Genomic DNA, 23660 nt, shown 5'->3' on the forward strand with positions numbered 1-23660 from the left:
ATTTTAAAATTAAAAACAACATAAAATGTTTGACGTCTTAAGATGGCATTCATCTTGCCCCTCCACACTGAGCGGGCCATACTGGCGGCTGACTTTTTTGGAAACTTCTCATGCGTATCCTGCTTGCCGAAGACGATCTCTCCCTCGGTGAAACCATCCTGGCCTGGTTGCGCCTGGACCAGCACGCCGTCGACTGGGTCGAGCGCGGCGACTCCGCACAGACGGCCCTGATGACTCATCACTACGACTGCGTGCTGCTGGACCGTGGCTTGCCGGGCATGAGCGGCGACGCCTTGCTGGCGCAGTTGCGCGGCGCCGGCAACGCCGTGCCGGTGATATTGATCACCGCCTTCAATGCCCTGGCCGACCGGGTCGAGGGGCTGGACCTGGGGGCCGACGATTACCTGGTGAAACCGTTCGAGCTGGAAGAGATGTCGGCGCGCATCCGGGCCGCCGTGCGGCGCGGCGCCAGCCAGGTCAGCAATGCGCTGGCGCACGCCGGCATCGCCCTCAATAGCGAGACCAGGCAGGCCAGCCTGGACGGCCGGCCGGTGGCGCTGACGGCGCGCGAATACCATGTGCTGCATGCGCTGTTGTTGAGGAAAAACAGCATTGTCGCGCGCGCGCAGATCGAGGAAGCGCTGTATGGCTGGGGCGATGAAGTGGAAAGCAACGCCATCGAGGTCTACATCCACAACCTGCGCAAGAAATTCGGCGCCGACAGCATCGTGACCGTGCGCGGCCTGGGCTACCGGCTGAAACACGATGACAGCCAGGCTTGAGCTGAAACCCAAGCCCTGGTCGCTGCGGCGGCGCCTGCTGGCCGCCATTGTTGCCGCCAGCACCGTGCTGTGGCTGGCCAGCCTGGGCATTGTCACCATGATCGCCTGGCATGAAACCAACGAGGTGTTCGACGATGCGCTGGAGGAATCGGGCCAGATGCTGATGGCCGCCACCACCGACTGGCAGCAGCGCGGCCTGCTGGCGCGCGCGCAGGGATCGGATGGGCCTGAGCGCAAGGTCGACATGCAGTACCAGATCGTGGTCGGTGGCAAGGTGGTGCAGCGCAGCAGCGGGGCGCCAGCGCAGCCGTTCGTGACGGGCTTTGACGACCGCCACGGCTTTGCCGACCCACACGTGGAACAGCGCCGCTGGCGCGTGTTCGTGATACGCGACGAGGAGCGCCATTTCGAGGTACAGGTGGGCCAGCAGTACAAGAAGCGCTACGATATCCTGGAGGAACTGGCCGAGCACCTGTGGCTGCCGATCGCCGGCTTCCTGGCGCTGCTGGCGCTGGTGTGCTGGCTGCTGACGGGCAGGGTGCTCAAACCGCTGCGCGCGACCGCCGCCAGCATTGCCGGCAAGAGTCCCAGCGACCTGGCGCAGGTGGCACTGGCCGGCCAGCCGCGCGAGCTGCTGCCCATCGTGCAGGCGCTCAATGGCGTGCTGGCGCGGCTGGACACGGCGCTGCAGTCCGAGCGCCGCTTTACGGCCGACGCCGCCCATGAACTGCGCACGCCGCTGGCCGGCCTGCACATGCATGTGCAGCTGCTGCAGCGCCAGCATCCCGACCTGGCCGCGCCGTTTCAGAAGCTGCGCCGCGATATCGCGCGCGTGACAGCCCTGGTCGACAGCCTGCTGACCCTGGCGCGGCTGGACCCGCTGGCGCCTGGGCAAGTGGGTCGCCAGCCCGTGATGCTGGCGCCGGTGCTCGATCAATTGCTGGCATCCCATGCGCAGGAAGTGGCGGCGCGCGGCATGACCCTGGCCGTGCGCTGCGAGCTCGACTCGGTCGCGGCCGACCCCGCCATGCTCGAGATCGTGCTGCGCAACCTGCTCGACAATGCGCTGCGCTATTGCCCCGACGGCAGCCGCATCGAACTGGTGGCCGAACGCCACGCGGGCCGGCTCCGCATCAGCGTGCGCGACAACGGGCCCGGCGTGGACCCGGCCAGCCGGCACCGCCTCAGCGAGCGTTTTTTCCGGGTGCTGGGGCAGCAGCAATCGGGCAGCGGACTGGGTCTCTCCATCGTCAGGCGCATTGCCGACCTGCATGGGATCGCGCTGGCGTTCGGTAGCGGCCTGGACGGCCGTGGCCTGGGCGTGACCCTGGATTTTCCTGGCGGGTCCGCACCTTAAGATACGGTTAATGTCGGCTGGGTGTAATGCGTCTGTGCCTGCAGCGACAGGCAAACCCCACCACTACCGAAGAGGAACGACCATGAAAAAAGTACTGACCATCTCCTGCATGACCGCCCTGATTGCCGCTTCCGCCTTTGCCATCGCCCAGCCCGCCGGCTATACGGGGCCCTCGAATACGGCGCCGGCCGCAGCAAGCGGCTACACCGGCCCGTCGAGCGTGGCTTTGACAACGGCCAAGGACGTGCTGGCCAAGGCCAAGGACGATCAATACGTGAAGGTCAAGGGCAAGCTGACCAGCCACAAGGGCGGCGAGGAATATGAATTCACCGACGCCAGCGGCAAGATGACGGTGGAAATCGACGCCAAGCGGTTCCCGCCAGGCGTCAAGATCGATCACACGACGATGGTGGAACTGACCGGTGAATTCGACAAGGAAACCTTTGGCGAGTCGACCCTGGACGTGAAACAGATCAAGGTCGTCACCAACTAAGGCGCGTACGCGCCCAGTTCGCGCAGCTGGCTTTCGGCCGCCGCAATCGCCTGCACGGCCTGCGGTCCGGCGCGCGCCACCAGCAGTTCGGCCAGGCTTTCGACGGCGGCAATGCCGGCCACGATGGACGGGAAGAACGAAGGGCTGTCGACGGCGATGACGATGCTGGCGTGCGCTTGCAGGGCCAGCGGCGACATGGCGCTGTCGCTGAAGGCCACGACCATGCAGCCGGCCTGGCGCGCGCGGCTGGCCACCAGCAGCGCTTCGCTGGAATATGGTGCAAAGCTGGCCACCACCACCGCGTCGCCTTCCTGCAGGGCGCGCAAGTCCATCTCCAGGGTGCCGCCCTGGCCGCTCAGCAGCTGCACGCTGGGGCGCAGCAAGCGGTACAGATAATGGAAGGTGTAGGCGATCGGGTGCGCCGCCCGAAAGCCGGCCACGTGCACGCGGCCGGCCGTTTCCAGCAGGCCGGCCGCCGCCTGCAGGGCGGCCTGGCTGGCGCATTCGGTGGCGGCCAGGTTGCGCTGCTGCACCGCAAATACTTCGGCCACCAGCTCGGCGCCCTTGCCGGCCAGCGCGCCGGCTTTTTCCGCATAGGGCGCCGGCCGCGTGCGCAGGCGCTCGACAAAAATGCTTTTCAGTTCAGGCCAGCCGGCAAAGCCCAGCTGCTGCGCCAGCCGCACCAGCGCCGCCGACTGGACCCTGGCGCGCGTGGCGATGCTGCGCATCGACGAGACGGCCACGTCGTCGGGATGGTCGACCAGGTAGCGCGCGCCGGCCTGGAATTGCGGACTGAACTGCGCATAGCGCGCCTGGATCTCGGCGATCAACGCCGCGTGCCTGTCGTGGTGGGTGCTTGCCTGCATCGCCGTGCCTGAAGTAAGTAAGGTGGGGCGATGGTACAGGATAGCTCAGCGTCCCGGTAGCGCCGCGCCGAGGGTAGCGTAGCCGACGGCCCCCGCGCGCGGGCGCAAGCGGGCGAACAGGTGCGGGCCGGCCTTGTGCCGCTGCGGCCCGGTGGTCAGCACGCGCAGGGCGGTGGCCAGCGGCACGTCGTGGCAATGCAGGAACAGGGCGGCCGCGCCGGTGCCGGCCATGTTCTGCAGCGCCAGCGCATGCTCGACCAGTGCGCAAGTGCGCATGTCCAGCCGCGCCGGGATGTCGGGCTGGAATAATTGCTGAGGAGCTTGCCGCGCACCGCCCATGCCGTTCTCCGCTTGATTGGATGAGGAACTGACAGCATAAAAGCGCCGTGCGGTTTGACTTTGCGCCAGATCAAATCCCGTACTAAAACGATGCTTTCAGGAAAATTTCGCGGGCCGTGAAAATAATTTTGCATTGTGGCCGGGCCGCGCCGTTGAGGAGGGTATGCAGCGGCACCATCACGGTTGCCGGCATCCCAACTGAAAGGATCTACCATGGCCAATACTCCCGTTACCGACTTCCTGCTCCAGCATCTGCAAGCCGAAGGCTACCAGGCCAGCCTCGACGGCGATGGCGATATCGCCTTCCGCTTCGAGGGCATGGGTTACGTGCTGTGCTTTGACGAGGACGACGCCCAGTTCGCCAAGCTGATCCTGCCCAATGTCTGGTCGATCGATACGCCGGAGGAACTGCAGCGGGTGCTGGCCGCGCTCGACGAAGTCAACCGCCGCATCAAGCTGGTCAAGGGGCACGCGGTGCGCGGCCAGGTGTGGTTCTGCATCGAGATGCTGCTGGTCGACCAGCGCCACTGGTCGGTCTTTTTGTCGCGCGCCACGCGGGCCATCTCGCACGCCACGGCCATGTTCGCCGCCGAGATGCGCGCCAGCGCGGTGGCCGCGCAAGCCATCGCCGACGCCGGCGCCAACTAATTCAGGCGCAGGCCGGCACGGGCTGCTCGATGCCTTCCAGCCATGCCAGCAGCTGCGCCTGCAGCATGGGGCGGGCAAAATAATAACCCTGCAATTCGTCGCAGCCGGCATGGCGCAGCACGTCAGCGTCGGCCGCGCTTTCCACGCCTTCGGCCGTCACCGTCAGGCCCAGCGTGTGGCCGAGGCCGATGATGGCCTTGGTCACGGCCAGGTTTTGCGGCGACTCATGGATGTTCTGCACGAAGCTCATGTCGATCTTCAGCTTGTCGAGCGGGAAGCGGCACAGGTAGTTCAGGCTGGAATAACCGGTGCCGAAATCGTCGATCGACAGGCCGAAGCCCAGCGCCTTGATTTGCTGCAGGGTGGCGATGGTGTCGTCCACATTGTCCATCAGGATCGATTCGGTCAGCTCGAATTCGATCTGGCCCGGCGCCACGGGAAACTCGGCCAGCACTTCGCGCAAGGTCGCCACCAGCGCGCCGTTTTTCAGCTGGATCGCCGACAGGTTGATCGAGACGGCGATGGCGCCGATGCCGGCCTCGCGCCAGGCCACGTGCTGGCGGCACGCTTCGCGTATCACCCAGGCGCCGATCGGCACGATCAGGCCCGATTCCTCGGCCACGGGTATGAAGCTGTCGGGCGCGATCAGTCCGCGCTGCGGATGGTTCCAGCGGATCAGGCTTTCCACGCCGTGCAGCAGGCCGCTGATGGCGTCGATGCGCGGCTGGTAGTGCAGCACCAGCTGCTGGCGGTCGATGGCGTGGCGCAGATCGCTTTCCAGGTGCAGCTGCTGCAGCTGCTGGTCCTGCAGCTGCGGCGAGAACATGCGCGCGTTGTCGCGCCCGCCGCTCTTGGCCTGGTACATGGCGGCGTCGGCATGGCGCATCAGGGTGTCGAGGTCGTCGCCGTGATCGGGATACACGGCCACGCCCACGCTGCACGACACATACAGCTCGCTGCCGGCCACCTGGTGCGGCGCGCGCATGGCCGGGATCAGGCGCTTTTCCAGCAGGCGGCCGATGGCCTCGACATCGTCGATGCCGTTCAGGATGACGACGAATTCATCGCCACCCAGGCGGCTGACGGTATCGCCGTCGCGCACCAGCTGCAGCAGGCGCGATGACACCGATTGCAGCAGCGCGTCGCCGACATGGTGGCCCAGCGCGTCGTTGACGTTCTTGAAGCGGTCCAGGTCGATGAACAGCACGCCCACCTTGTCGCCGTTGCGGCGCGCCTGCGCGATGGCGGTGGCCAGGCGCAGGTTCGAGACATGGCGATTGGCCAGGCCCGTCAGCGCATCGTGATGCGCCATGTGCTCGATCTGGCGCTCGCTGGCCTTGCGCTCGCTGATGTCGAGCGAACTGGCGATAAAGTGCGTGGTCACGCCGTCGAGGTCGCGCACGGCGTTCATCACCAGCCAGGCCGGATAGCATTCCAGCGATTTGCGCTGGATCGAGATTTCGCCTTGCCAGTAGCCGCGCCGCGCCAGCGTGTGGCGCAGGTTGTCGAGCTGCTCGGGGCTGTTGTCCGGCGCCAGCAGAAAGGCCGGCCGCTTGCCGATCAGTTCCACCATGTCGTACAGCGAATGGCGGCGGAAAGCCTGGTTGACGGTGATAATGCGCATGTTCGCATCCATCACGATCAGGCTTTCGGCCGAGGCCTCGAACACCTTGGCCCACAGTTCCAGGCGCGACTCCATCTGCTTCATCTTGTTGATCGGCGTGAAGGTCGACAGCACCGCGCGCTGGCCCTGGTAGTCGATCAGGCGCGCCGAGATCAGGGCCCAGGTGGGCGTGTCGCCGCTGTGCCACAGCACTTCGAATTCATCGACGGCGCCCAGGTCGCTCAGGCGCTGGAAGAAGCGCGAGCGGGCTTGCGCGCTCATGCCGCGGCTCCACGGATCGAGTTCCAGTCCCTGCTGCCACGCATGCGCGGCCTGGTTGGCGTGCAGCACCTGGTGGTGCGGGATCGAGGTGACCATCAGCGGGATCGGAATCGCGTCGACCAGCTGGCGCTGCGCATCGGCCGCGCTGGCGCGCGCCACCAGTTCCTGCTGCGCCACGCGCTGGAAGTCGAGCTGCTGCAGCATGGTGTTGAAGGCGCCCACCAGGCGGCCGATTTCGTCCACGCTGTGCCAGTCGGCGCGCAGGCTATGGTCGCCCGTTTCACGCACTTCTTGCGCCACGCGGGCCAGGCGGCGGATCGGCAGGGCGATCTGGCGGGCGACGAAAAACACCAGCCCGAGGATCATCACCAGCAGCAGCACGGCGGTACCCAGGTGCAGCCACATGCGCGTGAAAAAGCCGTCGACCCGCAGCTGGATCAGGCGCTGCAGCTCGACTTCGGCATCCTTCCAGGCCAGCTGCAGCGCGGAGACTGCCGCCGCGTCGCGCAGCAGCAGTTCCTGGCGTCCGGCCGGATACGCCTCGGCGCCGGCCAGCGCCTGGGTGCTGGCACGGAACCGGGTGACGGCGTCGCGCAGGGCCGCGCGCGAGCCTTCCAGGTGGCGGCGCAGCAGCGGCGTGCTCGCTTCGAATGCTTCCGTGTAATCGCTGCCGATGCCGCCCATGGTGGCGTCCATGCGCCCTTCCAGGATCAGGAACTGGGTCTGCATGCGCTGGCGCTGCGCGCCTTCGGCGCTGGACAGGTTCAATGCCAGTTCGCGCATGCTGTTGATCACTTCCAGCAGTTCGGGAAAGCGCAGGATCACCAGCGACATGGTGTAGTAGCTGTCGAGGTCGGGGTCGAGGATCAGGTTCGATTGATTGCCCACGCGCGTGAGCAGTTCGCGCCCGGCGACAAACACGGGCGAGGGGGCGATGGCGTCGCTTGCCGCGCCGGCCTCGTGCGGGCGCACCAGCAGGGCGGCGAATTCGGCCGCCAGTTCGGCGCTGCGCATGGACCCGCCCAGGGCGCTTTCGGCGCGGGCGATGCTGGACGCCGCTGCCGCGCCCTGGGTTTCGGCGCCGGTGCGCGTGAGCGGCAGCATGGCGTCGCGGATCACGGCGATGTATTCGTTGCCGGCCATCTCCTTGCGCGAAAAATCGATGGCGATGTATTTTTCGTTGATCAGAATGCCGGAGATAAAGATGACGGCGGACAGGTCCAGCAGGTAGATCAGGGCCAGCTTGCGCCCCACCGTCAGCTTGCCGATAAACCGCGAGATTTTACTCACCATGCCTGCACCGCCTTGTCGTCAACCGATGATATGGTTTCTTATATGCAATTTTCATGCCCGAAATTACAGCATGCAGACCACGATTCGGGGTGAAAATGCACCAGGCTGGTGCGAGGGGGCCGGACGAAAAAAAGGCGGCGCATCGGCGCCGCCTCTTCATCGCAGTGAGCCGCTTACGCTTCGGCCACGCGTTTGGCGATATGCGCCAGCGCTTCTTCCACCTGGTCGATCAGGATCAGGCACAGGTCGCCTTCGCCCAAGCGCGCCAGGGCCGTATCGATGGCCACGAACTCGCCGTTGATTTCATCGATATGGCTGGTGCGCCTGGCGCCGTCGAGACCCTGGCGCAGCAGGGCCACCACTTCGCCGTCGGCGCGGCCGCGCTGGCATTGATCCTGGTACAGCAGCACGTCGTCGAACGCGGCGCCGAGGATTTCCGTCTGCTGGCGGATGTCTTCGTCGCGGCGGTCGCCGGCGCCGCTGATCACCACCGAGCGGCGCTTGGCCGGCATGCTTTCCACCGCCTGCACCAGCGCCAGGATGGCGTCCGGGTTATGGCCGTAGTCGGCGATCAGGGTCGCACCCTTGTAGTCGAACACATTGAAGCGGCCCGGCGCATTGTCGGCTTCGTTGGCAAAGGTTTTCAGGCCCAGCGCGATGGTGGTCCAGTCCAGGCCGACGGCCCAGGCGGCGGCCACCGAGGCCATGGCGTTTTCCACCTGGAAGCCGATCGCACCGTTGCGCGTGATCGGCACTTGCAACAGTGCAATTTCATGGCGCGCCTTGCCTTGCGCCGCCACCAGCTTGCCGTCTTCCACGTAGACCACGCGGTTGCCCTGGGCGCGGTGGGTGGCCATCACGGGATGCGATTTGTCGGCCGCAAAGAAGGTCACGCTGCCGCTGCAGTTCTTCGCCATGCGCACCACCGCCGGATCGGTTGCATTGAGCACCGCCACGCCGCTGTCGGCCACGTTCTGCACGATCACGCGTTTCAATACCGCCAGGTCTTCCACGGTGGTGATGTAGTTCAGGCCCAGGTGGTCGCCGGCGCCGATATTGGTCACCACGGCCACCTGGCAGCGGTCGAAGGCCAGGCCTTCGCGCAGCATGCCGCCGCGCGCTGTTTCGAACACGGCCGCATCGACGTCCGGGTGCAGCAGCACATTGCGCGCGCTGCGCGGGCCGCTGCAGTCGCCGCTGTCGATCTGGCGTCCTTCGATGTAGACGCCGTCGGTATTGGTCATGCCGGTGCGCAGGCCCGACGCCGTCAACAGATGGGCGATCAGGCGCACGGTGGTGGTCTTGCCGTTGGTGCCGGTCACTGCCACCACGGGAATACGACCGTCGTCGCCGTCGGCGAACATGGCGGCGATGATCGCCTCGCCGACCGGACGCGGCCTGCCGAACGAGGGCGCCAGGTGCATGCGCAGGCCCGGCGCGGCGTTCACTTCGACGATGCCTGCATTCTGTTCTTCCAGCGGTTTCAGCACGCTGTCGGCGACCACGTCGACGCCGCAGATATCCAGCCCCACCATGTGCGCGGCGGCGACGGCGCGCGCCGCCACTTCCGGATGCACGTCGATGGTGACGTCGGTGGCCGAGCCGCCCGTCGACAGGTTGGCGTTATTGCGCAGGATCACGCGCTGGCCCACCGGCGGCACCGAGTCGGCCACATAGCCCTGCTTGGACAGGCTGGCCAGGGCGATATCGTCGAAGCGGATCTTCGTCAGCGAGGTGGCGTGGCCACTGCCGCGGCGCGGATCGAGGTTGACCTGGTCGACCAGTTCGCGCACCGTGTGGCGGCCATCGCCGACCACTTGCGGCGGGTCGCGGCGCGCCGCCGCCACCATTTTGTTACCGATCACCAGCAGGCGGTAATCGTGGCCCGGCAAGTAGCGTTCGACCAGGATATCGTCGCGAAATTCCTGCGCCGCGATAAAGCCGGCCGTCAGCTGTTCGCGCGTGGTGACATTGACGGTGACGCCCTTGCCCTGGTTGCCGTCCTTCGGTTTGACGACCACCGGCAGGCCGATCTCGCAGGCGGCGGCCCAGGCGTCGTCGGCGTCGAGCACCACGCGGCCTTGCGGCACCGGCACGCCGGCCGAGTCCAGCAGCTTTTTGGTCAGTTCCTTGTCCTGCGCGATCGCTTCGGCAATTGCGCTGGTGCCGTCCATTTCGGCGGCCTGGATCTTGCGTTGTTTGCTGCCCCAGCCAAACGTGACCAGGCTGCCTTCGGTCAGGCGGCGAAACGGAATATTGCGGGCCAGCGCCGCGTTGACGATGGCGCCGGTCGACGGCCCCAGGCGCACGTCTTCATCGAGTTCCTGCAGCTGCAGCAGGGCGCCGGCAACGTCGAAAGGCCGGTCTTCCAGCGCGGCCAGGCACAGCTGCTGCGCCAGTTCCAGCGCCAGGCGGCCGACCGCTTCTTCCGAATATTCGACCACCACCTGGAAGATGCCCGTTTCCAGGGTCGGCGTGGTGCGGCTGAAGGTGACCGGGCAGCCGGCTTGCGCCTGCAGGCCCAGCGCCACCAGTTCGAGCACCTGCGCCATCGGCGCGGCGTTGTAGTTGCCCAGCGGTTGCAGCGGGCTCAGATGCGGAAAGATATTGCGCAGGCGCGCTTCGAATCCAGGCAGCTGGGCGATGTCGAGTTCCTGCGTAGTGCAGGAAACGATGGCTTCCACGGCGGTGTCGTGGCTCCAGAGGTTGGGGCCACGCAGGGCCCGTACGCGAGATACTTCCATAATTAACCGTATTCCTTGTGTTCTTGTGGGCCCGGCTTGCGCCGGGCTTGTTCTGTGCCTTGCCGGGTTTGGCAACCGTTCAGTTGCCGATGCTGCCCGGCGCCGCGTCAAACGTGCGCAATCCCGCGCAGATCAGGTCGGTGGACAGTTCCAGCGACCAGGCCGCGGCGACGGCCGCCAGCACGCTGTCGACGTTGCCGGCGGTGGCCGGTTTCAGCAGGTCCAGGCACAGCAGCACGGTTTCGATGCCGCCCTCGGCCAGCACGATATGGTTGCCGCGCACGAACGCGGCGCGTTTTCCTTCGGCCAGGTGGGCGGCGATGCCGGGCAAATCACCATCCTGGGCGTACAGGGTCACGCTGCCGTCGCACAGTGCGGCCATTTCCAGCACCAGTGGTTCGGCGGCGTTCAGCACCGCCACGCCGGTCGGCAGCACCACGTCGACCTGGCTGCGCACGGCCTTGTACAGGCCGACCTCGTCGAGCACGTCGAAATCCTTGATGTCATCGAGGCTGCCGGTGTCGGTGACGATGCCGATCTGGCAGCGGTCGTACGCCAGGCCTTCGGCCAGGATCATGCGCGGATTGCTTTCGAACAGGGCCGTCTGCACGGTGCGGTTGAGCAGCAGGCGCTGGCCCGCGTCCCAGTTCACGCAATTGGTGCTGACCACGCGGCGCTGGTCGAGGAACATGCCTTCGCCGCAGACGGCGCCGGTATGCAGGCCGGACAGGTTGAGCAGTTTGCACAGCATGCGCACGATCAGGCTGGCGCCGCGCGTGCCGGTCACGCCGATCAGCGGAATGCGGCCCGTTTCGCCAGGTTCGAACAGATGCTCGACGATCGCCGCGCCGACCGCGCGCGGCTTGCCGACACCCGGCTTGATATGGGCCAGCAGGCCCGGGCTGGCATTGACTTCGATGATGGCGCCGCGCTGTTCTTCGAGCGGACGCGTGATGTCTTTCGCCACCAGGTCGATGCCGGCGATATCGAGGCCGACCACGCGCGCGGCCAGCAGCACCGCATGCGCCACCGATGGGTGGACGTCGTCGGTCACGTCGATGGCGACATTGCCGTTCGGCTGGATCAGCACTTTCTGGCCCGCTTGCGGCACGGAATCGGCCGTCATGCCCTGGCGCCGCAGTTCCAGCACGATCTCGCCCGATTCATGCGGCCGGACAGTGCCGAGCGGGAAATCTTCGCCTTCGCCGCGGCGCGGATCGGTATTGATCTGCGTGTTGACCAGTTGCAGGATGGTGGAGGCGCCATCGCCATCGACCCACAGCGATTCGCCCTTGGCGGCGGCGACCAGCTTGTTGCCGACCACCAGCAAGCGGTGTTCGTCGCCGGTAATGAAGCTTTCGACGATCACGGCCGAGCTGTCGCTTTGCGTGGCGGCCAGTTCATACGCGGCCTTCACGTCGCTTTCGGTCATCAGGTTCAGCGACACGCCGCGGCCATGGTTGCCGTCATACGGCTTGACCACCACCGGCACGCCGATATCCTGCGCTTCTTCCCATGCCGCTTCGGCGCTGCGCACCAGGCTGCCTTCGGGCACGGGCACGCCGCACGACTTGAGCAGCGACTTGGTCAGATCCTTGTCGCTGGCGATGCCTTCGGCGATCGCGCTGGTGCGGTCGGTTTCGGCGGTCCAGATGCGGCGCTGCGCGGCGCCATGGCCCAGTTGCACCAGGTTGCCGTCGTTCAGGCGCAGCGACGGGATGCGGCGCTCGGTGGCGGCGTCGACGATATTGGCCGTGCTCGGGCCCAGGCAGCGCGCATCGACCATCTCGCGCAGCGGCGCCAGCGCCGCTTCCAGGTCGAATGAGGTGTCGTTGATGGCGGCCATCAGCATGTCGCGGGCGGTTTCCAGGCAGGCGCGGCCGACCTGTTCCTCGCGCGTGCGGAAAGCCATTTTATAGACGCCGCGCTGGCTGGTCGAACGCGTCTGGCCGAAGCCGGTGCGCATGCCGGCCAGGTTTTGCAGTTCCAGCACCACGTGCTCGAGGATGTGGGCCGACCAGGTGCCTTCGCGCAGGCGCTCGAAAAAGCCGCCCCGCTCGCCGACGCCGCAGCGGTGCTCGATCATGCCGGGCAGCCATGCAACGAGCCGCTCATACAGGCCGGGCAGGGTGTTGGAGGGGTAATCTTCCAGTTCGCCGATATCGACCCAGGCCTCGATCACCGGACGGTAGGTCCAGATGTTGGGGCCGCGCAGATGGGTGACGCGGACAAATTCGATGTTCTTCTTCTTGATCATGTAAGTGGTTTCTTGATAACAAGCCAGGCGTCTGGGCGCCAGATACTTTAGGTGGCTCTACAGAGACTTTTCAGGCTCGTGCTTGGTTCTTTATCCCGGGTATGCGCAGTGTGCCACTTTTAGGGGGCTCTTGTCGCGTTTGCTTCTACTATTCTGCTGGAGTTACGTTTCTAATTGTTACCAATCGTTGCCTTGAATGCTACTTTCCCCCTGCCTTGCCCCGCAACTTGCAGCATTTGCGCAACGGCGTGTTGTTGTATACTTCAGCCTGGCGTTGCAAAAGCGCAGCATCCACCTGGCCCTTCCTGATCAGTTTAGTCATCCATGCCTTACCTGCAGGCATCCATTCGATACAATACAGGAAATTGCCACTGGTATATCTGGCGGCCGCCGTCCCGCTGCACACCCCAGGATAGGCAGCGTCCATCCCCCCAAATCCGCCCTTCGAGGGCCAGGCCATGAGCCGGAGCATGCTTTACGATGACAACTGAACTGATAGTTCCTGCAGTACCCACCCCCGCCACCGCGCTGCCTGACCACTGGCTGGCGCAGGTGGAAAAGAACCTGCTTACCGGGGAGAACGTTTTAAGTAGCGTGGAGGTTGACCTCGACGCGCGATTACGTTTCACAAAAGGCATAATCGTTGTCACCGAGAAGCGCCTGCTGGCGCGCGCGCCCGGCGAAACCGAGTGGAAACACTGGTCGTACCGCCCCGGCCTGCGCCTGGCGCACCACGATCACGCCGGCGTCGGCCACCTGGAACTGTTCGACGACCATGGCCGCCTGGCGTCGTGGCGCTTCACGCTGGGCCAGAACCTGCACGCCATCCGCGTGCTGGAACAGTTCGTCGAGCGCCTCGACAGCCACCTGACGGGCCAGCCCATTCTGGCAGCCGAGCAGGAAGTGTGCCCCAGCTGCAAGGCGCCGTTGGCGCCGGACCAGGAAGAATGCCCGATCTGCGCCAAGGTGCTGCATACGCCGCCGTCGACCTGGACCCTGTTCCGCCTGTGGCGCTTCGCCCACCCTTACCGTGGCCAGCTGGCGCTCGGTTTCCTGCTGATGCTGCTGAGCACCGCCGCGCACATGATTCCGCCCTACCTGACGGCGCCGCTGATGGACAATGTGCTGATCCCGTACCAGAACGGGCAGCAGATCGACCCCTGGCTGGTGGTGTATTACATGGGCGGCCTGCTCGGTTCGGCCCTGCTGGCCTGGCTGCTGGGCTGGGGCAAGACCTATGTGCTGGCGCTGGTGTCCGAGCGCATGGGCGCCGACCTGCGTTCGGCCACCTATGAACACCTGATGAAGTTGTCCCTCGAATTCTTCGGCGGCAAGCGCACCGGCGACCTGATGGCGCGCATCGGCAGCGGCAGCGACCGCATCTGCGTGTTCCTGTCGCTGCATCTGCTGGACTTCGCGTCCGACGTGCTGATGATCATCATGACCGGCGCCATCCTGTGGTCGATGAACCCGTGGCTGGCCATCATGACCCTGGCGCCGCTGCCGTTCATCGCCTGGATGATCCACCTGGTGCGCGACCGCCTGCGCACCGGCTTTGAAAAGATCGACCGCGTGTGGAGCGAAGTGACCAATGTGCTGGCCGATACCATTCCCGGCATCCGCGTGGTGAAGGCGTTTGCCCAGGAACACCGCGAAGCGGCGCGCTTTCGCGACGCCAATGCGCACAACCTGGCCGTCAATGACAAACTGAACAAGGTGTGGTCGCTGTTTTCGCCGACGGTGTCGTTCCTGACCGAAATGGGCTTGCTGGTGATCTGGTGCTTCGGCATCTGGCAATTGTCGCGCGGCGAAATCACCGTCGGCGTGCTGACCGCCTTTATCGCCTACAGCACCCGCTTCTACGGCCGCCTCGATTCCATGAGCCGCATCGTGTCGGTGACGCAAAAGTCGGCCTCGGCCGCCAAGCGCATCTTCGACATCCTCGACCATGTATCGAGCGTGCCCGAGCCTGCCCAACCGGTCAAGCTGGACAAGATCGAAGGCCGGATCGACCTGCGCGAAGTCGGTTTTCGCTACGGCAACCGGGCCGTCAACCGCGGCATCACCCTGAACATCAAGGCCGGCGAAATGATCGGCCTGGTCGGCCACAGCGGTTCGGGCAAAAGCACCCTGGTCAACCTGATCTGCCGTTTCTACGATGTGTCGGAAGGTGCGATCCTGCTCGACGGCGTCGATATCCGCTCGTTCGCCGTCTCCGACTATCGCCGCAATATCGGCCTGGTGCTGCAGGAGCCGTTCCTGTTCTTCGGCACCATCGCCGAGAACATCGCCTATGGCAAGCCGCATGCCACGCGCCAGGACATCATCGCCGCCGCGCGCGCCGCGCATGCCCACGAATTCATCCTGCGCCTGCCGCAGGGCTACGATTCGATGGTTGGCGAACGGGGCCAGGGCCTGTCGGGCGGCGAGCGCCAGCGCATCTCGATCGCGCGCGCCCTGTTGATCGATCCGCGCATCCTGATCATGGATGAGGCCACCTCGTCGGTCGACTCGGAAACCGAGAAGGAAATCCAGAAGGCGCTCGACAACCTGGTGCAGGGCCGCACCACGATCGCGATCGCGCACCGGTTGTCGACCCTGCACCGCGCCGACCGCCTGGTGGTGCTCGACCGCGGCCAGGTGGTGGAAGTGGGCAGCCATGACGAACTGATGGCGAAAGAGGGCGCGTATTACCGCCTGTATGAAGCGCAGGCGCGCAACGCCGCCGAAATGGTATTGGAAGAGAAGGAATAAACATGGCCAGCACGACTTTTACCCTGCGCCGCGACCCGTATGGCAAGCTGGTGATGACCGCCGAAGACGGCCAGCAGCATGTCGGCGTGGCGCCGGTGCGCGCGTTTCCGATCCAGGCGCCCGACGAAGGCATTTCACTGGTGCAGGGCGACGGCAAGGAAGTGGCGTGGATCGATCATCTCGACGAGCTGCCCGAACCGCAGCGCGGCTTGCTGAAGGAGGAACTGGAAGGGCGCGAATTCATGCCCGAAATCGCGCGCGTGAAAAGCGTGTCGAGCTTTGCCACGCCGTGCACCTGGTTTGTCGATACGGACCGCGGCGAAACCGAGTTCGTGCTCAAGGGCGAAGAGGATATCCGCCGCATCGGCGCCACCTCGCTGCTGATCGCCGACAACCACGGGATACAATTTTTGATCCGCGACATGTTCACCATCGACAAGCACACGAGAAAAATCCTCGACCGTTTTCTGTAAGGCGATGTTACAGACAAAAATGGCGCCTTGTATATGGATACAAGGCGCCATTTTTACGACCATGTCATCCTGAGAGAGAGCCTTTTTTATCGTGTCTTGTTGGCCTCATGGACCTTGTGAACCGATACCGTCAGCTTTTTCATGCAGGCCAGCATGGCGTCATAATCTTCATCCGACAGTTTTTCCGAAAACTGGATGGTATTCTGGCTGCGCTGGTTCGGGTATTCAATGGACAACTGCGTTTCCTCGCCATTGATCAGATTCCATAACTGCCGGGTAGCCGGTACCAGATCGGCCGTGCCATGGAGCTGCCCGGGCTTGCTGGACGCCTCGATGTTCCGCATGCGCAGTACTTCGGCGTCATCCTTTTTCTTGATCCAGAATCCGGTAGGGCGGGGTAATTTTTTTTGTGCTCCTGCCTGTTTTGCATTGTCAGGCGGCGTGGTCGGTGCACCTGCATTGACGTGGCCCAGCAGCGTCGAGGCTGCGACATAGAACTGGAAATTATATGTTTCAAGTTTCTTGTTGATGATCACTGCGGTGATGGCATCCACTCCGCAGATGTCATTGCCGTTCGCATCGATTTCCACGAGGGGCGCAGCAAGCTGTAGATGGGCGTGGAGACGGTTTGCGCGAATGCCGGCATCGACAGACCGAATGCCAGGGCGATACTGGCGCTTTGAAATAGATTCATTATTTTCCGTGAGATAAATGGCGGACCGGGCGGTCCGCATTCATGATACGCAAGCTTTACCGAAAAGCAACCTTGGCAAAGTGCGCAATGTGTGACCATGACAGCAGGCGAGAAGTCCCTTGTCATTTTTCTCGGCGCGTACCTTGTATTTTGTCTCATTCAACCTATTCTGATGTCTTGAAGGAGACGATCATGGCACATCCCAAGCAAACAGATCATTCACTGGCAGCCAGACAAGCGCGGGTTCTGTATGAAGGCACGGCGCCGCATGGCGGTGATCCGCACGAACGCATTGCGCTGATACGCCAGGGCATCCCGGCGGCGACCATCGGCCGCTTGTCGGCGCGCATGGGCATGAGCAAGGAGCTCCTGCTGTCCAGCCTGGGGCTGTCGCGCGCCACCATCAGCCGCAAGGAAAAAGACGCCGGCCTGCTGTCGAAAGACGAGTCGGAGCGGGTGCTCGGCATCGAGACGCTGATCGGCTCGGTGCAGGCAATGGTCGAGCGCTCCGGCGATCCGGCCGGCTTTGACGCCGCGCGCTGGCTGTCTGACTGGCTGAGCAAGCCCCTGCCCGCGCTGGCCGGCGCCACGCCCGCCAGTTACATGGATACCTTCGAGGGGCAAAAAATGGTGGGCGCCTTGCTGGCCATGAGCGAAAGCGGAGCTTACGCATGAGTTTGCTCTGGCGTATCGCCGCCGATACGCCAGGCTATGCCGCCGATGACCTGAGCGGCATCGGTGCCAAGCTTACGGGCGGGCGCTGGAACAGCAAGGGCGTGCCGGTCGTGTATTGCTCCACCAGCATTGCGCTGGCGACCCTGGAAACCGTGCACTACCTGCGCGCCGGCACGCTCCCTTTCAATCGCTTTCTGGTGCGCATCGAGGTACCGGAAGCGGTATGGCAGGCGCGCCAGCTGCTCGATCCCGTGCCGGGCGGCTGGGACGCCATCCCCGCCAGCATGTCTGCCAGCCGGGCTGGCGATGGCTGGTGCGCGGCAGGCAGGACCGCTCTGCTGGTGGTACCTTCCGTGATCGTGCCCGACGAATGCAATGTGCTGATCAATCCGCGTCATCCTGACGCGACGGCGATCACTGCCAGCACCGTGCGGCGCTGGCAGTACGATCCGCGCTTCTTTGCTTGAACGCTTACTGAAACGCCACCTCGGCAAAGCTGCGCAGCTTGCGGCTGTGCAGCCGGTCCACGCCCTGGCGGCGCAGCAGTTCCACCGCGCGGATGCCGATGCGCAAATGCTGGTCGACCCGCTCACGGTAAAAATGATTCGCCATGCCGGGCAGCTTGATTTCGCCGTGCAGCGGCTTGTCGCTGACGCATAGCAAAGTGCCATACGGCACCCGGAAACGGAAGCCGTTGGCGGCGATCGTGGCGCTTTCCATGTCGAGCGCAATCGCGCGGCTCTGGCTGAAACGGCGCTCGGGCGTGCGCTGCGGCAGCAGTTCCCAGTTGCGGTTGTCGGTGCTGGCCACCGTGCCGGTGCGCATGATGTGTTTCAGGTCCAGCCCCGTCAGCTGGGTGATTTCGGCCACCGCCGTCTGCAGCGCCTGCTGGATTTCGGCCAGCGGCGGGATCGGCACCCACAGCGGCAAGTCTTCGTCGAGCACATGGTCTTCGCGCACATAGGCGTGCGCCAGCACGTAGTCGCCCAGGCTTTGCGTGGTGCGCAGGCCGGCGCAGTGGCCCAGCATCAGCCAGGCATGCGGGCGCAGCACGGCGATATGGTCGGTGATGGTTTTCGCGTTGGCCGGACCGACGCCGATATTGACCATGGTGATGCCGCTGCCGTCGGCGCGCAGCAGGTGATAGGCCGGCATCTGCGGCAGGCGCGGCGGCGCGGCGCCCAGGGCGTCGTCCAGCTCGACCGACTGGCCGACCCGGCGCGTCACCACATTGCCCGGTTCGACAAAGGCGATATAGCCGTCGTCGTCCGAGGGCGTGCCGGCGTCCTGCGGGCGCTGCATCATGGCGTGGCCCAGGCGGATGAATTCGTCGATATAGAACTGGTAATTGGTAAACAACACGAAGTTCTGGAAATGCTGCGGCGAGGTGCCGCTGTAGTGGCGCAGGCGCTGCAGCGAGTAATCGACGCGCGGGCCGGTAAACAATGCCAGCGGCTGGGCTTCGCCATGCGCCGTTTCATGCGTGCCGTTGGCGATGCCGTCGTCCATCGCCGCCAGGTCGGGCAGGTCGAACAGGTCGCGCATGGCCATGCGGCGTCCGGCATCCATATTGCCTTCGATATGGTCGTGCTCGGCAAACGAGAAATGCACGGGAATGGGCTGGGCGCTGACGCCCACTTCCAGGGTCACTTTCTGGCCGTTGTTATGGTTTTTCAGCAGCAGGGTGAACTGGTCGAGATAGTAGTCGGCGAACAGGTCGGGGCGCGTCAGGGTGGTTTCGAACACGCCGGGGCCGGCCACGAAACCATAGGCCAGCGGCGAGTCGGCGCGCGCCACGGTCTCGGTCTGGATGCGCACGAAGGGGTAGCAGCCGCGTACCCGTTCCTGCATGTTTTCGCCGGCGACAAAGCGCTGCAGCGCATCGCGCAGATGGTCGATGCTGGCGCGGTAGATGGCTTGCACCTGTTCCAAAGCCAGGCGGGGATCGTCAAAACGGGCGGAGGCGATAAAGGCGGGCGTATGCAAGCGGTACTCCTGTAAGGGTTGGTACATGGCATTGTAAGGCAGGCACCGCATAAAGGTTTAAAAACGGCGGGCCGGAGACGCGGGCCCGAGAAAATGCCGATGGCGGCGTTGCGGCTCCTTGCCGTACATGCGTACTGTCTTCGTCGCCGCGCCTTGCCCTCGACATTTTTCAGGCCCGCTTGGCCCGGGACGCCCGAGCTGGCGACTTGGGCCATGATGGGAAAGCAGTCGTCTAGGGTGCGGTGAGCGCGACAATATTGTCGCCGTAATCGCCGTCAAGCCACCCGTGATAGCCCATGCACATTCCATCACCGTCGCGCAAGTCCAGTTCGGTTGCAATGGCGGGCGGTTCTCGATTCACCAGCCGTGCGGTCACGGAGAGCTCGACAGATTGAGGCCCGCTTTTGAGAACACCGGACACACCGTCAATCACCATCATCAAGCCGTACATCGCGTCATCAATTCCTTTCTGCACAGCCAAGCGAGTTTCGTCCGGCAGCGTCGGGTCGATTTTTTCGGTAGCGTAAGCCCGTACATCCTCGAATAGAATGCGGCCTGCGGCATGCTGTAGCCAAAGCTCCAATGCGCGCGCCTGCTGCGGTGGACGAGAAAGTTCTAATTGCGATGTTGCCATGGGTAGGTCTCCTGAAGCTCTGATCAATACGGAAAAAAACGAGTCGTATCGGTGTTCAACGTCGCACCTCCACCACCCCTGGCGAGCAGCCGCCTTCAACCGCCGGATGCAACACTCTACCCTGTATGGTGACAACCACTGTCAGGCGGCACGACAAGTGCAGGCCAGGGGCGAATGATATAGTGGCGGGAATGTATACACTGAAAGAAACTGCCATGAAAAACGATATTGCCGTGCGCCCGAAAGCAAGCCAGGCACCTGCCAGGCTCAGCAAAGGGGACTTTGTCACCGTGCTGCGCAAACAGCTGCAAGAAGCGGAAAAGGCCGGCGAGGCCAGCGTGGACGTACGTGCTGCCAACTTGCACACCGAGGTTGGCGTTTATCCGGCGCGCGGCCATTCGATGCCAACCTGTTGCACCGTGATGTATGAAGAGATGCAGCCAGGTGACGAGATACTGCTGACGCCGCCTGGCGGCAAGGGACCTACGCTGCTGGTACGGTATAAATTCCCACGCTGAAAATCGCTGTCATCAGCTGCGGCCAGGGTGAGGGCGACAGGTTACACTGTCGACTCGTTCACTGATCGGCCCTGATCGGCCCACACTGCCATGTTCGTGCGCTTCGCTTTCCTCGCCACCGCCTTGACGCTCGGCTACGCCGGTCCGGCCGCCGCCGATACTGCCGTCCTCGACAAACTCCAGGCCAACCGGCTCGCCATCACGCTGAACAAAGGCACGCTATCGGGGCCCGGTGCGGCACCGCTGCTGCAAGCGTCGCGCCAGGCGCAGTATGTGCTCCTCGGCGAGGATCACGGTGTCGCCGAGATCGCCCGGTTCTCTTCCGCCTACTTCAATGCCCTGGCGCCTGCCGGTTTCACGACCCTGGTAACGGAAACTGGTCCGGTCGTGGCGAGCGCGCTCGAAGGGATGCTCAAGCGCGCCGACGCGGTCACGGCGATCGGCCAATTCGACGCCGCCTATCCGGACGCCATCGCTTTCTACGCCATGCGCCAGGAAGCGGAGATGCTGGCCGGCTTTGCACTGGCCGCAGGACCGCGCTTCGAGCACTGGGGCATCGACCAGGAATTCATTGGTACGGCCAAATACCTGATCGCCCAGATGCTGTCCCAGCCGGTCAATCCGGCCGCCCGCGCGAAGCTGGAAGCCTTGCGTCAAATGGAAGCTGTCGCTTATCAAAAGGCGGCGGCTACCGGCAATCCCCTGGAGTACCTGATGCTGTCGGCCTCCGACGAGGAGCTCGCTTCGCTGCGCCCGCTGCTGGCCGGCCCCAAGGAGCAAACAGCGCTGGGCCTGCTCGATGCACTGCTGGAGAGCCGTGCGATCTATCAGAAAAGCGCCTCCAAAGTGCCCGGCGACCGCGACCTCTCCAACCGCCTGCGTTTGGCGCTGTTAAAACGGACCCTGGCCTCCCGGCTCGGCATGCAAGAGCAAAAGCTGGTGGTCAAGGTCGGCGCAAATCACGCCTACAAGGGGTTCAATCCGCTCAACAATCGTGACGTCGGTAACTTTCTGGCGGAACGCGCCGAAGGCCAGGGCCACACCTCGCTGCACCTGATCGTGCTGGCGGTGAAGGGCAAGCAACTGCGATTCGCGGGAGCGGGCAAGCCACACCAGCCGGCACAGATCGAACCTGGCAGCGCCGCCTTCAAACTGCTGGCCGGTGCGGGCACCACCGACGGTAGCTGGTCGTTATTTGATCTGCGGTCATTGCGGCCCGGCTTGCGCAAACTGGCGGCGGGCGATATCGACATGCTCAATCTGATCAACGGCTACGACTTCGCCCTGATGATTCCTGAAGGCAGCGCTTCGACGCAGCTCGGGGCACCGTAGAGCGGAAGCGGAACCCGGGCAGGGCGCAAAATATCGGCATGCTTGACGGATTCAAATAGAATGGGTATTCTATTTGCATGGTCAGACTAGCCAAATTCAACGAAAATCATTTTATCGACAGCGCCATCACGGTCGCGGCCCAGTGCGGCGTGGCGGCCGTGTCGATGTCCGCCATCGCGGTCAAGGCGGGCGCGCCGATCGGTTCGGTGTATCACCGCTTCGATTCGCGCAACGCCATCCTGGCGCGCGCCTGGCTGCGCGTGAAAAGCGACTTCCGCGAGGAAGTGGCCAGCCTGTGGGGCGAGGGCGACACCTGGGCCGGCGTGCATGGCTTGCTGGACTGGTGCCGCCGCAAGCCCGTCTACGCGCGCTTCTTGCTGCAATGCGAGGACAGCCCCGATTTCAACGGCAGCCTCGATGCGGCACTGCAGGCCGCGCTGGAACAGGAACAGGCCGCGCTCGACGCCTGTTTTACGCGCTGCGCCGCCGCCATGCCCAACGTGGCCGAAACCGATGCGGGCATTGATCACCTAGTGCTCAAGTTCATGCTGATCGACGCGCCGGTGGCCGTCGTCAAGCCTTACCTGACCCAGGAACGCGCCATTCCCGCCAGCGTCGACGCCATGCTGCGCGCCTCGCACGACGCCGTGCGCGGCTGGGCCGCCCACACCACACATTAATCAATCAGAATAAAGAACCCACACCATGCGCTATTCCACCCAGCTTGAACACGGCAAGAAAATCCCGCTGCACGACGAAGAAGGGTTCGAAGGCATGCGCGCCGCCGGGCGCATCGCCGCCGACACGCTCGACTACATCACGCCGTTCGTCAAGCCCGGCATTTCGACCGCCAAGCTCGACGCCCTGTGCGAGGAATTCATGCGCGCCGCGGGCGCCATTCCCGCCACCATCGACTACCACGGCTACAAGCACGCCAGCTGCATTTCGGTCAATCACGTGGTCACGCACGGCATCCCGTCCGAGAGCAAGATCCTGAAAGTGGGCGACATCCTCAATATCGACGTCACGCCGAAATTCAACGAGTGGCACGGCGACACCAGCCGTACCTTCAAGGTCGGCGCCGTGTCCATCCTGGCGAATCGCCTGGTCAATACCGCGTATGAAGCGATGATGGTCGGCATCAACACCGTGAAGCCGGGCGCGACCCTGGGCGACGTTGGCGCGGCCATCGAAGCGGTGGCAAAAGCGCAGGGTTTTTCCTCGGTGCGCGACTTCTGCGGCCACGGCGTGGGCAAGGTTTTTCATGACACGCCGCAAGTGCTGCACTACGGCCGCGCCGGCACCGGCATCGTGCTGGAACCGGGCATGATCTTCACCATCGAACCTATGCTCAACGTCGGCAGCTACCAGGTGAAAGTGTTGCCCGACAAATGGACCACCGTCACCAAGGACCGTTCGCTGTCGGCCCAGTTCGAGCATTCGCTGGCGGTGACGGAAACCGGGTTTGAAATCTTTACCCTGTCGGCGTTGCCGGACGCGCAGCCCTGAGCTCGCTGACCGGGCGGCTGCTGGCGCGCCATCGCTCGGAACCCGAAGATGCACTGCAGCAGGTGGCGCAAGCCGTCCTGATGCAGCACGGCATCCGCAGCGACAGCGTGCTGCGCGCGGAACGCATTGCCGCCCTGGCGCCGCCGGTGGCGTGCGTGGTGGTGCTGGCCGAATGGCTGGCGTATGTGGACTGGGAAGGATTCGACAGCGCGCGGTACATGAATTTTAAGGCCGTCAATGCGCTGGTGCAAACCGAGCTGGGTTTGCCGCCGCTGGCGCGCGACAATTTCGAGCGGCAGCGGCCCCAAGTAGTGGACGCGCTGTACGCCTATATTCAACGCCATATTGCCGAATTCCCAGCGTAGGTCGGATTAGCGTGCAAGCGCGTAATCCGACAACATTGTTAACGCGGCCGGAGGTG

Annotated in this window: 21 protein-coding genes; 13 read left to right on the forward strand and 8 right to left on the reverse strand. The window is 64.2% G+C overall.

The genetic code is table 11. From position 1 onward, the window contains the following. The first annotated feature begins 110 nt into the window (after positions 1-110). The 3 genes from Q8L25_RS12270 to Q8L25_RS12280 all read left to right on the forward strand — a co-directional run bounded on the left by Q8L25_RS12270 (position 111) and on the right by Q8L25_RS12280 (position 2632). Positions 111-782 (forward strand): response regulator transcription factor, encoded by a 672-nt coding sequence (locus tag Q8L25_RS12270; protein ID WP_308925086.1) that lies wholly within the window; start codon positions 111-113, stop codon positions 780-782. Continuing rightward, the gene (locus Q8L25_RS12275; protein ID WP_308925087.1) at positions 766-2139 is read left to right on the forward strand and encodes an ATP-binding protein; all 1374 of its coding nucleotides are present in this window, start codon (positions 766-768) and stop codon (positions 2137-2139) included. The genes Q8L25_RS12270 and Q8L25_RS12275 overlap by 17 nt, the downstream gene beginning before the upstream one ends. A gap of 82 nt (positions 2140-2221) precedes the next feature. Further along, entirely contained in the window at positions 2222-2632 is a 411-nt protein-coding gene (locus Q8L25_RS12280; protein WP_308925088.1) for a NirD/YgiW/YdeI family stress tolerance protein, read from the forward strand. Here the strand turns inward: Q8L25_RS12280 and Q8L25_RS12285 are convergent. Both Q8L25_RS12285 and Q8L25_RS12290 read right to left on the reverse strand, forming a co-directional pair. Continuing rightward, positions 2629-3498, reverse strand: coding sequence for a MurR/RpiR family transcriptional regulator (locus Q8L25_RS12285; protein WP_308925089.1), 870 nt, complete (start codon positions 3496-3498; stop codon positions 2629-2631). The genes Q8L25_RS12280 and Q8L25_RS12285 overlap by 4 nt on opposite strands. 45 nt (positions 3499-3543) lie before the next feature. After that, positions 3544-3837: a hypothetical protein gene (locus tag Q8L25_RS12290; protein ID WP_308925090.1), complete on the reverse strand. Its 294-nt coding sequence runs from the start codon at positions 3835-3837 to the stop codon at positions 3544-3546. Positions 3838-4050: 213 nt separating this feature from the next. On the opposite strand from Q8L25_RS12290, the gene Q8L25_RS12295 reads away from it, so the two are divergent. Then, positions 4051-4485 carry a YbjN domain-containing protein gene (locus Q8L25_RS12295; RefSeq protein ID WP_308925091.1) on the forward strand — a complete coding sequence of 145 codons (435 nt, stop codon included), beginning with the start codon at positions 4051-4053 and terminating at the stop codon, positions 4483-4485. A gap of 1 nt (position 4486) precedes the next feature. Here the strand turns inward: Q8L25_RS12295 and Q8L25_RS12300 are convergent, their stop codons facing one another. From Q8L25_RS12300 to cphA (Q8L25_RS12310), 3 genes are all read right to left on the reverse strand, one after another. Next, entirely contained in the window at positions 4487-7663 is a 3177-nt protein-coding gene (locus Q8L25_RS12300) for an EAL domain-containing protein (protein WP_308925092.1), read from the reverse strand. 173 nt (positions 7664-7836) lie between these two features. After that, a complete protein-coding gene (gene cphA, locus Q8L25_RS12305) occupies positions 7837-10407 on the reverse strand; it encodes a cyanophycin synthetase (protein ID WP_308925093.1) in 2571 nt (856 codons plus the stop codon). 79 nt (positions 10408-10486) lie between these two features. After that, positions 10487-12664, reverse strand: coding sequence for a cyanophycin synthetase (cphA, locus tag Q8L25_RS12310; RefSeq protein ID WP_308925094.1), 2178 nt, complete (start codon positions 12662-12664; stop codon positions 10487-10489). Between the two features lie 480 nt (positions 12665-13144). Here cphA (Q8L25_RS12310) and Q8L25_RS12315 point away from each other — a divergent pair, with 480 nt between their 5' ends. Both Q8L25_RS12315 and Q8L25_RS12320 read left to right on the forward strand, forming a co-directional pair. Beyond that, entirely contained in the window at positions 13145-15418 is a 2274-nt protein-coding gene (locus Q8L25_RS12315) for an ABC transporter ATP-binding protein (protein WP_308925095.1), read from the forward strand. A 2-nt stretch (positions 15419-15420) separates the two neighbouring features. Next, complete coding sequence (locus tag Q8L25_RS12320) at positions 15421-15891, forward strand: DUF1854 domain-containing protein (protein WP_308925096.1); 471 nt, start codon at positions 15421-15423, stop codon at positions 15889-15891. Positions 15892-15977: 86 nt separating this feature from the next. Here Q8L25_RS12320 and Q8L25_RS12325 read toward each other — a convergent pair whose 3' ends face one another. After that, on the reverse strand, positions 15978-16625 hold the full coding sequence (locus Q8L25_RS12325; RefSeq protein ID WP_308925097.1) for a hypothetical protein: 648 nt from the start codon (positions 16623-16625) through the stop codon (positions 15978-15980). A gap of 152 nt (positions 16626-16777) precedes the next feature. Here Q8L25_RS12325 and Q8L25_RS12330 point away from each other — a divergent pair, with 152 nt between their 5' ends. Continuing rightward, entirely contained in the window at positions 16778-17260 is a 483-nt protein-coding gene (locus tag Q8L25_RS12330) for an antitoxin Xre-like helix-turn-helix domain-containing protein (protein ID WP_308925098.1), read from the forward strand. Then, complete coding sequence (locus tag Q8L25_RS12335) at positions 17257-17727, forward strand: RES family NAD+ phosphorylase (protein ID WP_308925099.1); 471 nt, start codon at positions 17257-17259, stop codon at positions 17725-17727. Before Q8L25_RS12330 ends, Q8L25_RS12335 begins: the two co-directional genes overlap by 4 nt. Positions 17728-17731: 4 nt before the next feature. Here the strand turns inward: Q8L25_RS12335 and Q8L25_RS12340 are convergent, their stop codons facing one another. Both Q8L25_RS12340 and Q8L25_RS12345 read right to left on the reverse strand, forming a co-directional pair. Continuing rightward, complete coding sequence (locus Q8L25_RS12340; RefSeq protein WP_308925100.1) at positions 17732-19246, reverse strand: AMP nucleosidase; 1515 nt, start codon at positions 19244-19246, stop codon at positions 17732-17734. A gap of 232 nt (positions 19247-19478) precedes the next feature. Beyond that, positions 19479-19880: a hypothetical protein gene (locus Q8L25_RS12345; protein WP_308925101.1), complete on the reverse strand. Its 402-nt coding sequence runs from the start codon at positions 19878-19880 to the stop codon at positions 19479-19481. A 215-nt stretch (positions 19881-20095) separates the two neighbouring features. Between Q8L25_RS12345 and Q8L25_RS12350 the strand changes: the two genes are divergently transcribed. The 5 genes from Q8L25_RS12350 (at position 20096) to Q8L25_RS12370 (ending at position 23604) form a co-directional block, all read left to right on the forward strand. Continuing rightward, on the forward strand, positions 20096-20398 hold the full coding sequence (locus Q8L25_RS12350; RefSeq protein ID WP_308925102.1) for an HNH endonuclease: 303 nt from the start codon (positions 20096-20098) through the stop codon (positions 20396-20398). A 90-nt stretch (positions 20399-20488) separates the two neighbouring features. Then, positions 20489-21730 (forward strand): hypothetical protein, encoded by a 1242-nt coding sequence (locus tag Q8L25_RS12355; protein ID WP_308925103.1) that lies wholly within the window; start codon positions 20489-20491, stop codon positions 21728-21730. Between the two features lie 77 nt (positions 21731-21807). Then, the gene (locus Q8L25_RS12360; RefSeq protein WP_308925104.1) at positions 21808-22410 is read left to right on the forward strand and encodes a TetR/AcrR family transcriptional regulator; all 603 of its coding nucleotides are present in this window, start codon (positions 21808-21810) and stop codon (positions 22408-22410) included. A gap of 25 nt (positions 22411-22435) precedes the next feature. Then, entirely contained in the window at positions 22436-23239 is an 804-nt protein-coding gene (gene map / locus Q8L25_RS12365) for a type I methionyl aminopeptidase (RefSeq protein ID WP_308925105.1), read from the forward strand. A gap of 62 nt (positions 23240-23301) precedes the next feature. Next, positions 23302-23604, forward strand: a complete 303-nt coding sequence (locus tag Q8L25_RS12370) for a hypothetical protein (protein ID WP_308925106.1) — start codon at positions 23302-23304, stop codon at positions 23602-23604. Positions 23605-23660 lie beyond the last annotated feature (56 nt).

Source organism: Janthinobacterium sp. J1-1 (genome assembly GCF_030944405.1).
In the GTDB taxonomy this organism is placed as follows: Bacteria; Pseudomonadota; Gammaproteobacteria; order Burkholderiales; family Burkholderiaceae_D; genus Janthinobacterium.